The organism is Flavobacterium sp. (assembly GCF_049318325.1).
In the GTDB taxonomy this organism is placed as follows: Bacteria; Bacteroidota; Bacteroidia; order Flavobacteriales; family Flavobacteriaceae; genus Flavobacterium.
The window spans coordinates 21,882-35,380 of record NZ_JBMOGQ010000008.1; the positions used below are offsets into that span (position 1 = coordinate 21,882).

8 protein-coding genes are annotated in these 13,499 nt (G+C 32.8%); 5 read left to right on the forward strand and 3 right to left on the reverse strand.

Features of this window, described 5'->3' with window-relative positions:
- Positions 1–2: 2 nt before the first annotated feature.
- From rpoN to ACOYLP_RS01835, 3 genes are all read right to left on the reverse strand, one after another.
- On the reverse strand, positions 3–1,472 hold the full coding sequence (rpoN, locus tag ACOYLP_RS01825; protein ID WP_422854468.1) for an RNA polymerase factor sigma-54: 1,470 nt from the start codon (positions 1,470–1,472) through the stop codon (positions 3–5).
- An 86-nt stretch (positions 1,473–1,558) separates the two neighbouring features.
- Positions 1,559–3,004 carry an asparagine--tRNA ligase gene (gene asnS, locus ACOYLP_RS01830; RefSeq protein WP_422854469.1) on the reverse strand — a complete coding sequence of 482 codons (1,446 nt, stop codon included), beginning with the start codon at positions 3,002–3,004 and terminating at the stop codon, positions 1,559–1,561.
- 59 nt (positions 3,005–3,063) lie between these two features.
- Positions 3,064–5,484: an efflux RND transporter permease subunit gene (locus ACOYLP_RS01835; protein ID WP_422854470.1), complete on the reverse strand. Its 2,421-nt coding sequence runs from the start codon at positions 5,482–5,484 to the stop codon at positions 3,064–3,066.
- A gap of 184 nt (positions 5,485–5,668) precedes the next feature.
- Here ACOYLP_RS01835 and ACOYLP_RS01840 point away from each other — a divergent pair, with 184 nt between their 5' ends.
- From ACOYLP_RS01840 to ACOYLP_RS01860, 5 genes are all read left to right on the forward strand, one after another.
- The gene (locus ACOYLP_RS01840; protein ID WP_422854471.1) at positions 5,669–7,939 is read left to right on the forward strand and encodes a cation:proton antiporter; all 2,271 of its coding nucleotides are present in this window, start codon (positions 5,669–5,671) and stop codon (positions 7,937–7,939) included.
- Positions 7,940–8,133: 194 nt separating this feature from the next.
- On the forward strand, positions 8,134–11,058 hold the full coding sequence (locus ACOYLP_RS01845) for a TonB-dependent receptor domain-containing protein (protein WP_422854472.1): 2,925 nt from the start codon (positions 8,134–8,136) through the stop codon (positions 11,056–11,058).
- A gap of 18 nt (positions 11,059–11,076) precedes the next feature.
- Positions 11,077–11,967 carry a UDP-2,3-diacylglucosamine diphosphatase gene (locus ACOYLP_RS01850; RefSeq protein ID WP_422854473.1) on the forward strand — a complete coding sequence of 297 codons (891 nt, stop codon included), beginning with the start codon at positions 11,077–11,079 and terminating at the stop codon, positions 11,965–11,967.
- Positions 11,964–12,974 (forward strand): glycosyltransferase family protein, encoded by a 1,011-nt coding sequence (locus tag ACOYLP_RS01855; protein ID WP_422854474.1) that lies wholly within the window; start codon positions 11,964–11,966, stop codon positions 12,972–12,974. The genes ACOYLP_RS01850 and ACOYLP_RS01855 overlap by 4 nt, the downstream gene beginning before the upstream one ends.
- A 6-nt stretch (positions 12,975–12,980) precedes the next feature.
- A partial coding sequence (locus ACOYLP_RS01860) for a glycoside hydrolase family 1 protein (RefSeq protein ID WP_422854475.1) occupies positions 12,981–13,499 on the forward strand: 519 nt, incomplete at its 3' end.

Here is a 13,499-nt window from a genome sequence, read left to right on the forward strand (position 1 = left end):
TTTTATATCTTTTTTCTCATTCTCGCTACAGGAATATCAAGTAAGTCTCTGTATTTAGCGATAGTTCTTCGTGCAATTGGATAGCCTTTTTCTTTTAGAATTTCGGCCAGTTGATCATCAGGTAAAGGCTTGTTTTTGTCCTCTTCTTCTATAATGTTTTTCAGAATATTTTTGATTTCCAAGGTAGAAACATCTTCTCCCTGATCGTTTTTCATGGATTCTGAAAAGTATTCTTTTATCAGTTTTGTGCCATAAGGCGTATCTACATATTTACTATTGGCCACACGAGAAACGGTTGAAATATCAAGGCCAACCATATCTGCAATGTCTTTCAAAATCATTGGTTTTAATTTTGTTTCTTCGCCATCAAGGAAATATTCCTGCTGGAAATGCATAATGGCATTCATCGTAACAAAAAGTGTTTCCTGACGTTGTCGAATAGCATCGATAAACCATTTTGCAGAATCTAATTTTTGCTTAATAAACTGCACGGCATCTTTTTGAGAATGCGATTTGTCTTTAGAAACTTTATAGGTTTGCAGCATTTCCTTATAATCTTTGGAAATATGCAAAGTTGGCGCATTCCTGCCGTTTAACGTAAGTTCTAATTCTCCATCAACAATTCGAATTGCAAAATCGGGAACAATTTGCTCTACCGTGCGATTGCTGCTGTCAAATGCACCACCTGGTTTGGGATTCAATTTTTCAATTTCTTCAATCGCTTTTTTCAGTTGCTCTTTTGAAATTTCGTAAGTTGATTGGAGTTTTTCGTAATGCTTTTTGGTAAACGCTTCAAAATTATTCTGGATAATATTAATGGCTAAATCAACGTATTCTGTTGGTGTTTTGTGTCGGAGTTGCAACAATAAACATTCGTGTAAATCTCTGGCGCCAACACCACAAGGTTCTAAATCATGAATAATGTGCAGAATTTTTTCAACGGTTTTTTCATCCGTATAAATACCTTGTGTAAACGCCATATCGTCAACAATATCAGAAACGCTTCGACGCAAATAACCATCATCATCAATACTTCCTACTAAAAATTCAGCTATATCTCGTTGTTCATCCGTTAAGATAAAAGTATTTAACTGATTGATTAAATCCTGGTGAAAACTTGTCGGTGCTGCAAATGGCATTTCACGGTCATCATCATCATCGCTATAATTATTGGCCTGAAGTTTATAGTCAGGAGTTTCATCATTGCTTAAATATTCGTCAATATTGATTTCGTCAGTTTCGATGTTTTCGCTGCCTTCATAATCATCATATTCGTCATTGTTGTCAAACTCATCTTTCTCATACAATTCATCATCTTCTTCTTTACCGCTTTCCAAAGCCGGATTTTCAACCATTTCTTCTTTTAGTCGTTGCTCAAATGCTTGTGTAGGCAATTGTATCAACTTCATCAACTGTATTTGTTGAGGAGATAGTTTTTGTGATAATTTTAGATTTAGAAACTGCTTAAGCATATGTTCATTTGGTTATGCGGTTATTTGGTTACTCGGTTATGTAAAAATATAAATAACCAAATCCACAAATAACCAAATCCACTTTTTTAAAATTCTGCATTTTGTGGTGTTCTTGGAAACGGAATTACATCGCGGATGTTGGTCATACCGGTTACAAATAATACCAATCTTTCAAATCCTAATCCGAAACCTGAATGCACAGCCGAACCAAATCTTCGGGTATCTAAATACCACCAAAGCTCTTCTTCGTCAATTCCTAAGGCTTTCATTTTTTCAACCAGAACATCGTAACGTTCTTCTCTTTGTGAACCTCCAACGATTTCTCCAATTCCGGGGAAAAGGATGTCCATGGCGCGAACGGTTTCTTTACCGGGTTCGGTATTGTCGTTCAAACGCATATAAAACGCTTTAATATTTGCAGGATAATCAAATAAAATTACCGGACATTTAAAATGTTTTTCAACTAAATACCTTTCGTGTTCTGATTGTAAGTCGGCGCCCCATTCGTTTATGATGTAACTAAATTTCTTCTTTTTATTCGGAGTAGAATCCCTTAAAATATCAATAGCTTCAGTGTATGAAACACGTTTGAACTTGTTTGACAAAACGAAGTTTAGTTTTTCTAACAAAGACATTTCGCTTCTTTCTACTTGTGGTTTTTGTTTTTCTTCTTCCGCTAAACGACTCTCTAAAAACTTCAAATCGTCCTGACATTTATCCATCGTATATTTAATTACGTATTGGATAAAATCTTCTGCCAAATCCATATTGTCATTCAAATCATTGAAAGCTACTTCTGGTTCAATCATCCAGAATTCTGCCAAGTGACGAGATGTATTTGAATTTTCTGCACGGAAAGTAGGTCCGAAAGTATAAATTTGACCCAATGCCATGGCGAATGTTTCACCTTCCAACTGACCTGAAACGGTTAAGTTTGTATGTTTTCCAAAGAAATCTTTTTTGTAATCGATTTTTCCTTCTTCGTTTTTTGGTAAATTATTCAATGGTAATGAGGTAACTTGGAACATTTCTCCGGCACCTTCAGCATCAGCACCAGTAATTACAGGAGTATTTACATATACAAATCCTTTTTCTTGAAAATACGTATGAATGGCATGAGCCAAAACTGAACGTACTCTCATAATTGCACCGAAAGCATTAGTACGAACTCTTAAGTGTGCATTTTCGCGCAAGAATTCCATTGAATGTTTCTTTGGTTGCATCGGGAATTTCTCTGCATCAGAATCTCCTAAAATTTCTAATTTAGAAACTTGGATTTCGTATTTCTGTCCAGCACCTTTGCTTTCTACCAAAGCTCCAATTACTGAAATAGCGGCTCCAGTTGTGATTCTTTTCAATGTTTCTTCAGGTGTGTTTTCAAAATCAACAACACACTGAATATTATTAATAGTTGAACCATCGTTCAGTGCTATAAACTGATTATTTCTAAAAGTTCTTACCCAACCTTTTGCATTTACTTCCGAAATCGTTGTTTCACTGTTTAGTAAGCTTTTAACTTTTGTATGTTTCATTTAAATATCAGATATTAAATTTTAAATAGTAGATTTTATAATCTAAACGCAAATATAAATTATTTATTGTTTTTTTCCAGCGCATCAATCTCTTCATCGGTGAGTTCCAAAATATCGATTGTAGGCTCAGGAAGATCTTGTTGATTCGCCAAAGTTTTATTCAAGGTTAGAACTAATGATGGTAGTAAAACCAAATTAGACAACATTCCGAAAAATAAGGTTAGCGCAACTAATCCTCCAAGTGCAACTGTTCCGCCAAAACTTGATAACATGAATACCGAGAAACCGAAGAACAAAATAATTGAAGTGTAGAACATGCTGATTCCGGCATCGTCAAAAGTTGCAAAAACGGATTTTTTTATTTTCCAATCGTTACGCGATAATTCTAGTCGGTATTGTGCCAAAAAGCGTAAGGTATCATCGACAGACATTCCGAAAGCAATTCCGAAAACTAATAAAGTTGAAGGTTTTAACGGAATTCCCAAAAAGCCCATCAATCCAGCGGTCATTAATAAAGGCAGTAGATTTGGAATTATCGAAACCAAAACCATCTTGAACGATCGGAACATAATAGCAACCAAAGCTCCGGTTAGGAAAAAGGCAAACAATAAAGACGACAGTAAATTGTCCAATAAATAGTTAGTTCCTTTTTGGAATACCGATGCTTTCCCCGTTATGATAACTTCATATATTGGTGAAGGGAATAATTTATTCACTTTATTTCTAATATGTGCTTCAATAGCTTCCATTCGTTCCCCATTTTCATCTCTGATAAATGTTGTCATTCTCGCTACTCTTCCATCTGTAGTAATATAACTTTTCAGTTGATTGTCCTTGTTGTTTTTAAGTGAGTTTTTGATATAAGGCAATAGGAAAATTTCTTCCTGAGATGTTGGCAAGGTGAAAAAATCCGGATTTCCATTGTAATACGCCTGATTGAAGCTTTTAGCAATATTTACTAGAGATAATGGTTTTGAAAGCTCAGGAATATCGCTAATCGTATGTTCCAATTCTTCCATTTTTCTCAGATTGGAAAGCTTCATTGCACCATTTTTTCTTTTGGTATCAATCATGATTTCCAAAGGCAGCACTCCATCAAATTCCCTTTCGAAGAAACGAATGTCGTCAAAAAACACTGTCTTTTTCGGCATATCTTCCAATATGCTTCCCGAAACCTTGATTTTGTAAATACCTATAATTCCAAAAACAAGCAAACAAACAGCAGTAATATATACGCCAATTCGGTTGTGTTTTACAGTGTTTACAATCCATCTCAAGAATGAAGTTAAAGATTCGCGTTCTAAATGTCCGAGATGTCTCTGAATTGGAGGCGGAATATAACTAAAGAAGACAGGAATAATCAGCAAACTCAGTAAATAGATAGCCAATATATTTATGGTGGTTACTACGCCAAATTCTCTCAACAATACATTATTGGTTATTATAAACGTTGCAAAACCAACTGCCGTTGTAATATTAGTCATCAATGTTGCCGTACCTGTTTTGGTAATTACACGCTGTAACGCTTTGGCCTTATTGGAATGTTTGTGGTATTCCTGATGGTATTTATTGATAAAGAAAATACAATTTGGGATTCCGATTACGATAACCAAAGTTGGGACTAAAGCAGTTAACACTGTAATTTCGTAACCCAATGCGCCAATAATCCCAAATGACCATACTACACCAATAATTACGACAATAAGTGATGCCATTGTTGCCCTGAACGAACGGAAAAAGTAAAAGAAAATCAGCGAAGTGATTAGCAAAGCGGCACCAATAAACAAGCCAATTTCGTCGATAATGGTTTTGGCATTCAGTGTTCGGATATAAGGCATACCCGAAGTATGTAATTCGATTCCGGTTGTTTTTTTAAACTTGTTCAGCGCCGGAATTAAATTGTTTAAAACGTATTCCTTTCGGGCTTTCGTATTTACAATTTTTTTGTCTAAGTATATGGCAGAGCGGATTGCACCCGTTTTTTTGTTGAACAGCAAACCTTCATAAAAAGGCAGCGTGGTGAATATTTCTTTTTGAATTTGTTTTAGATACTTTTCATCCTGAATTTTGCTATCATCCACCAATGGTTTTAATTCGAATTTTTCAAGCGAGTCATTTTTAGTAAGCTTTTGCAGATTATCTACGGAAACTACCAGACTCACTTCTTTACTTGACTTGATAGTATTCATCAAATCGCGCCATTCACCATAAACTTTAGGGGTAAATAGTTTTTTGTCTTTAGTAGCAATGACAATTAGATTTCCTTCCTCACCAAATTGATGTAGAAATTTGTCGTAATCTACATTTACTTTGTCGTCAGCAGGAATTAAATTGGCTTCTGTTTGCGTAAATCGAATGTGTTTGAATTGCTTTATGAGCATTCCTGTAGCGACAAGAATACCAACTATAATAGCAATGCGATTTCTTAAGATTATCCGAGCGATAAATTCCCAAAAACCAATACCTAACAACTTTTTCATATGTCCAAAATGGGTTGCAAAGGTAATCAAAACGATAAAAGAAGCTGCCGATTTGCATAAAGATTTCGTTAATTTATGAGACTTTAATTGACTAATTTTAAATAATTGTTAATAGCGTAAAAAAAAATAAAAAAATTAGCTTGTTTTTAGCATCTTTGTAAGAACAAGCAGCAGCTATTTTTGGATGAGAAATTTTAAAAACTCTTTATTTTATATTTTCATTACAGGTGGATTCATCTATTTGATGTATAGAATTGTTGAACAAGGCAAATTGTTGGAAGTTGGCAGAAAAATTGTTTCTCCATCATCCAACGATAGTCAGTGGGTTCAGTTCCTTTCTTCCTTATTTCACAATTTACAGCATCCATTAGCTTTGTTGCTATTCCAAATTATTACGATTGTTTTGGTCGCCCGGATTTTTGGCTGGATTTTCAGAAAAATTGGGCAACCTTCTGTTATTGGTGAAATCATTGCCGGAATTGTTCTTGGTCCATCTCTTTTTGGATTGTACTTTCCTGATATGAAAGAGGCGTTGTTCCCTCTTGCTTCTCTTGGAAATCTTCAATTGTTGAGTCAGATCGGTTTAATTCTTTTCATGTTTGTTATAGGTATGGAATTAGACCTGAAAGTCCTAAAAAATAAAGCCAACGAAGCAGTTGTAATTAGTCATGCAAGTATTGTAATTCCGTTTGCTTTAGGAATTGGATTGTCTTATTACATCTATCATCAGTTTGCGCCGGGTGGAGTTGAATTTTTGTCATTTAGTTTATTTATGGGAATTGCTATGAGTATCACTGCATTTCCGGTCCTTGCACGTATTGTTCAAGAGCGAGGCATTCACAAAACCCGATTAGGAACTATTGTAATTACATGTGCTGCCGCAGATGATATTACAGCCTGGTGTTTATTGGCAGCAGTTATTGCCATCGTAAAAGCAGGGAGTTTTGTGAGTTCTTTGTATGTTATCGGCTTATCTGTTGGTTATGTTCTAATGATGCTTTTTGTGGTGAAACCTTTTTTAAAGCGAATAGGTGAGTTATACGCAAAAAAAGATAACATTAAAAAATCGGTTGTAGCTATATTTTTTCTTACCCTTATTGTTTCATCTTATTTGACTGAAATCATTGGTATTCATGCATTGTTTGGTGCTTTTATGACAGGAGTTATTATGCCAGACATTGCAAAATTCCGAAATGTTTTTATTGAAAAAGTAGAAGATGTTTCCTTAATTTTATTATTACCTTTATTTTTTGTTTTCACTGGATTGCGAACAGAAATTGGATTAATAAACGAACCTTATTTGTGGAAAATTACTGGATTTATTATTCTAGTAGCTGTAGCCGGGAAATTCTTTGGAAGTGCTTTGGCGGCAAAATTTGTCGGACAAAGTTGGCGCGATAGTTTGACCATTGGTGCATTGATGAATACACGTGGATTGATGGAGTTGGTTGTGTTGAACATTGGATACGAACTTGGGGTTCTTTCACCAAAAGTTTTTACCATGATGGTTATTATGGCTTTGGTCACAACTTTTATGACTGGTCCGGCATTAGATTTAATCAATTTTATTTTTAAAACCAAAGACGTCTTAATTCCCTCAGAGGTTAAAAGAAGTTCTGATTACAATATTCTGATTTCGTTTGGCAACAATCAAAAGGGGAAATCGCTTTTGCGTTTGGCAAATAGTCTCATCAAAAAACAACCAGATTCTTCGAATGTAACTGCTATGCATCTAACTGCAAGTGAAGAAATGCATTCGTATAATTTGGAAGAATATGAAAAGGAAACCTTTGAACCTATTGTAAAGGAATCTAAAAAATTAGACCAACCTATTACCACTATCTTCAAAGCAACTAATGATATGGAAACCGATATTGCCGACATTGCCTATCAAGGGAACTATGATTTAGTATTGGTTGGTTTAGGGAAATCTATTTTTGAAGGAACTCTATTGGGAAAAGTACTTGGTTTTACGACAAGAATTATCAACCCGGATAGATTATTGGATAAATTTAAAGGTAAAGAAGGATTGTTTGAAAATTCTCCTTTTGATGACAGAACTCGATTAATTATTTCTAAGACAAAAACGCCACTTGGTATTTTTATCGATAAAGATTTACATGAAGTGCAAAAAGTTTTTGTGGGATTATATAGTATTGGTGATGTGTTCCTAATAGATTATGCCCAAAAATTGATACATAACAATAATACCATAGTAACCATTTTGGACAACAATGGTCATACTAAAAACAATTTTACAATCCAAAACTCTTTAGTAGCCTTAGAAGAAAAACATCCAAATAATTTTGAAGTTTTCCAACCTAATCAAATTAACAAACCGTTTTTATTAGAACAAGACTTGGTAATTTTTAGTTTAGAAACCTGGAAAAAATTAGTTGAAGATGAGGTTTCTTGGTTGACTAATGTTCCTTCGGTTTTGATTATAAAGCCGTAAAGTATTTTCAAAAGACATTATTGGTTTTTTAAAGCCATTGTTAAATTAAGTTCTTAACAGTGTGTTAACTTAACTTTTTCCAACTTAACAATAAATATACTTTTAAACTTTCATAGTATAACAATTAGTTAATTTTTAAATAACTACCATCCTTTTTTCAGATTATATTTTTGTTTTTTTAAACTAGATATATCATGAAATTAAATTTACGCTTATTTTCAATCCTTTTTATTTTATTTTCTTTTTCTTCAATCTACTCTCAAACATCTGGAATTAAAGGCGCAGTCATTGAAGACAAAACTGGTATGCCTTTGCCAGGAGCAACAGTTACAATTGTAGAATTGAATAAATCAAGAGTTACCGATGCTAATGGAAGTTTTATCTTTTCAAATATAGCACCCGGAACTTATATTGTTAAAGTAACTGCATTAACCTTTCAAGAAAAAGAAATTACTGAAGTTATTGTAGTAGCTGATGATATTTATAATTTAACGATTTCCTTGCTTGAAAAAAATAATCAGTTGGATGAAGTTGTTATTAAAGCTCCCACTAAAGCCAAAGTGGAATCGGTTAAGTCATTGTTAACCATGCAAAAAAATAGTGCAACTGTTTCAGATGGTATTTCGGCGGAGACCATTAAACGAACTCCAGACAAGAATACTTCCGATGTTTTGAAAAGAATAAGTGGCGCCAGCATTCAAGACAATCGTTTTGTTATCATAAGAGGTTTGAACGATAGATATAATGCATCTTTATTAAATGGCTCACCACTTCCAAGTTCCGAATCTGATAGGAAAGCTTTCTCCTTTGATATATTCCCTTCTAACATGCTCGATAACATTATTATCAATAAAACTGCAACTCCTGATCTTCCAGGAGAATTTGCTGGAGGTGTTGTTCAAATCAATACAAAGTCAGTTCCCGATAAAGATTTTCAAAGTATTTCAATAGGTTCTGGATACAACACCGTTACTACCTTCAAAGAAGGAAAAACGTATAAGGGCAGCCCAACAGATTGGTTGGGATTTGATGATGGAACACGTGATTTACCTTCTGCAATTCCAGGAACTGGTGTTTTTAATAGCTTATCCCCAACTGAACGATCGGAAATAGCTAAAACATTTGAATACGATTGGAGTATTAACAACGAAACTTTTAAACCCAATACTAGTTTTCAATATTCTATAGGTAGAAATTATGACATCAAGGATAAAGTTTTTGGCTTTCTATTTTCGGCTACTCACAACTTAAGTAATAATATCAATGAGTTTGTTGATACTGAATTTGATGAAAGTGGAACTGGAGCACCATCTGTTATAGTAGCAAATTATAAAGGGGCAAATTTTTCACAACAAGTGCTAACTAGTGCGATAGCAAATTTTTCATTTAAATTTAACCAAAATAACTCATTAACTTTCAAAAATATTTTTAGTATAAATTCTAGAGATTTAGTTGTAATAAGACAAGGTAAAGAAGATGTTACTGATACACCTTTATTTGATGAAGATATTAGATGGTTTACTAGTAATCGAATTTATTCTGGTCAATTTGGTGGAGAACACTATTTGCCTTCATCAAAAATTAAAATAGGTTGGTCTGCTTTCTATAGTGATATTACTCGTTCTATTCCCAATTTAAGAAACAATAGATATTTTACTAATGACCCAGATAGTACTGACCCAGTTGCTTCAACTCCTAATGCAATAATTGCTGTAAATACAGGCGGAATAAATTACGGAGGTGGATTATTTTTTTCAGAACTTAAAGAAAATATTAGTGGTGGAAAATTCGATGTAAGCAAGAAATTTACTATTGGCGAGGACTTTACCAATGAAATAAAAACTGGAGCATTTGTACAAACTAGGAATAGAGATTTTTTTGCTCGACAGTTACAATATAATAGATTAGTTAATAATGGAATTTTCGACACTTCATTGTTGACCTTGCCCAATGAAAGCATTTTTAATGTAGAAAACATGGGCGTACTTTCTCCAGGGGTTAATGGATTTACATTATATGAATTGTCAAAATTTAATGATGCTTATCAAGCAGGTTCTAAATTGAATGCGGGTTATTTGATGTTAGATAACCGATATAAAAAATTTAGATTGGTTTGGGGTGTTAGAGTGGAAGATTTTACACAAACTCTTGATACAAGATTGACAGCAACAGAATATCTTAGTACAAAAACTAATCAAGTAGATTTTTTACCTTCGGCTAATTTAATTTTTTCAATTAGTTCTAAGAAGAATTTGCGTTTGAGTTACTCCAAAACATTAAATCGTCCCGAGTTTAGAGAATTAGCACCGTTTGGGTTTTATGATTTTACGAATAGATATTTTACCCAAGGAAATCCTGATTTGGTTAGAGCTACTGTACAAAATTATGATATACGTTATGAATTCTATCCAGGTAAAGGACAATTATTTTCGGTTTCTTATTTCCTTAAAAAATTCAAAAATCCAATTGAGATTATTCAACAATCCTTAAATAGAACATTAACTTATGGGAATGCTAATTCTGCCAAAAGTAGTGGGATAGAAATTGAGTTTAGAACTCTTTTGAGCTCTATTTTTAATGCTGAAAACATGGTTTTGCTCGATGATTTAACCTTGTTCTCAAACTTGGCTATAATAAAGTCCAACGCGGATGTGTCAAATATAAACAATGCTAATCCTGAAAAAAGTAGACCTATGCAAGGACAATCTCCTTATGTATTTAATGCTGGTTTACAATATGCGAACAAAGATAACGGTTGGATAGTTTCAACAAACATCAATAGGGTAGGCAACAGAATTGTTTTTGGTTCTAGTGAAATTGAACCTTCTCTTTGGGAAAAAGCAAGAACGTTTCTTGATGTTCAAATAGCAAAATCATTATATAAAAATAAAATTGAGTTAAAATTAAATATTCAGAACATACTAGCACAAGATCAAATTTTTTATCAAAACATTGATACAGAAGATGTGCCACAATCATCCACATTTACTAACTTAACTAATCTAATTTTCACAGGTGATACCTTGAATGAAGACGGTTATGACTCAAAAACTGATGATGTAATTTTGAGAAACAAATTTGGAAGGGTTATTTCTTTATCAATGACTTATAACTTTTAGAAAGTTTTAAATTACTTCATGTCAAAAAAAGAGCACAAACCTAACAAGCGAAAAATTGATTTTTTAATTATTTCAGATGTGCATCTTGGAACTTATGGATGTCATAGCAAAGAGCTATTGAAATATTTAAATAGCATCAAACCAAAGGTTGTAGTTCTTAATGGTGATATTATTGACATGTGGCAATTTAGTAAGCGCTATTGGCCCAAATCACACATGCAAGTGATTCATAAAATCATGAATTGGGTTAATAAAGGTGTTAAGGTATATTATATAACAGGTAACCATGACGAATTATTGCGAAAATTTGCCGGCTTTAAAATGGGTTCCCTCGTTATAGATAATAAACTAATCGTTGAATTAGATGAAAAGAAAATTTGGATTTTTCATGGTGATGTTTTTGATGTAACCATGCAACATTCTAAATGGTTAGCCAAGTTAGGTTCTCACGGATATGACTTATTGATACTTATTAATGCCTTTTGCAATTGGGTTTCCGTAAAACTTGGAAGAGGAAAAATTTCATTATCCAAAAACATAAAAAATAGTGTGAAAAAAGCAGTTAAATTCATCAATGATTTTGAAAAAACAGCTGCTGATATTGCTATTTCTAATCAATATGATTATGTCATTTGTGGTCATATTCATCATCCTGAAATTAAAAATATAACTACAGAAAATGGTAATGTTGTCTATATGAATTCTGGTGATTGGATAGAAAATTTAACTGCATTAGAATATCATAATAAAGAGTGGAAACTTTTTCGATACAATGAAGAAGATTTTAGATTAGAAAACCATGACGAAGAGGATGAATTATCAACGCTTAATAATTCAGAAATTTTCAATAAGATGTTAGTTGGATTTATGGAGAATAATGGTAAAACAGAAATAAAATTTAAAAGATGAAAATTTTATACGCTGTCCAAGGCACCGGTAATGGTCATATAACAAGAGCCATCGAGATAATAGAACATCTTCAGCAAAAAGGAGATTTAGATATATTGGTTAGCGGCATACAATCTGATATTGAATTACCATTTAAGGTAAAATATAAATTTCGTGGTCTTTCATTCATTTTTGGTAAAAATGGTGGTATAGATTATTGGAAAACCTTTTTAAAACTAAAATCAAGAAAGTTAATAAAAGATATTAAATCATTAAAGATTAAAGAATATGATTTAATAATTAGTGATTTTGAACCTATTTCCGTTTGGGCAGCTATTAAAGCGAAGAAAACATGTGTTGGTTTGAGCAATCAAGTAGCAACACTTCATCCTTTAGCGCCAAAACCAAGAAAAGATGATGTGATGGGCAAAATGGTTTTGCAAAATTATGCTCCAACACATATTAATTATGGATTTCATTTTAAGAGTTTGGACAAAACTGTTTTCACACCTATAATTAGAAAAGAGGTTAGAGAAATAAGTATAACTGATCTTGGACACTACACCGTTTATTTGCCTTCCTATGATGATGTAAAAATTGTAAAAAGATTAAATAATATTCCGGAAGTATCGTGGCAAGTTTTTTCTAAACACAGCAAAAAATCATATACAATTGGAAATGTTTCTATTTCACCAATTGATTCTAAATTATTTTTAAATAGTATTGCTTCATCTTCTGGTGTATTAACTAATGCAGGTTTTGGCACAACGAGCGAAGCACTATTTCTGAAGAAAAAACTTTTAGTAGTACCAATGAAAAAGCAGTATGAGCAACAATGTAATGCTGCTATGCTTCAAGATATGGGAATAAAAGTGATAAAAAAATTCGATAAAAAGAGCATTGATTTAATTGTTAATTGGGTCAAAAGTGACACGATTATAGAAGTAGATTATAAAGACAATACCCAAGAAATTATTGATTTGATAATAGAAGATCATAAAAAAAATAAGAATAAATTTTCTACTTAAATCATTATGAGTCTATCAGAAAACAATCATATTTTTAAAAAAGAAGATTTTGGAGAAGATTTTCTTTGGGGCATTTCTACTTCAGCCACTCAAACTGAAGGGAATACTAAAGATGATGGGAAAGGTGATTCTATTTGGGATGAATTTGCTAGAAAAAAAAATGCCATAGAAAATAATGATTCACCATCTACGGCTACTAACTTCTATGAAAATTATAAAGAAGATATTCAAATTCTCAAAAAATTAGGTATTCCAAATTTTAGATTCTCATTGTCTTGGCCAAGAATAATTCCAAATGGGATTGGTAACATAAATCAAAAAGGAATTGATTTTTATCATAATGTTATTGACTATTGTATTGAAAATGAAATAGAACCTTTTGTTACAATATATCATTGGGATTTGCCTCTTGAATTAGAAAAAAAAGGAGGTTGGACAAACCGAGAAATAATATCATGGTTTGAAGAATATGTAAAAGTTTGTATAAATGCATTTGGTCAGAAAGTCAAGAATTGGATAGTTCTC

Coding starts and splice junctions, on each gene's coding strand:
- asnS (WP_422854469.1), bottom strand. CDS start 3,004: ATGAAACATACAAAAGTTAAAAGCTTACTAAACAGTGAAACAACGATT.
- ACOYLP_RS01845 (WP_422854472.1), top strand. CDS start 8,134: ATGAAATTAAATTTACGCTTATTTTCAATCCTTTTTATTTTATTTTCT.
- ACOYLP_RS01850 (WP_422854473.1), top strand. CDS start 11,077: ATGTCAAAAAAAGAGCACAAACCTAACAAGCGAAAAATTGATTTTTTA.
- ACOYLP_RS01855 (WP_422854474.1), top strand. CDS start 11,964: ATGAAAATTTTATACGCTGTCCAAGGCACCGGTAATGGTCATATAACA.
- ACOYLP_RS01835 (WP_422854470.1), bottom strand. CDS start 5,484: ATGAAAAAGTTGTTAGGTATTGGTTTTTGGGAATTTATCGCTCGGATA.
- ACOYLP_RS01840 (WP_422854471.1), top strand. CDS start 5,669: ATGAGAAATTTTAAAAACTCTTTATTTTATATTTTCATTACAGGTGGA.
- rpoN (WP_422854468.1), bottom strand. CDS start 1,472: ATGCTTAAGCAGTTTCTAAATCTAAAATTATCACAAAAACTATCTCCT.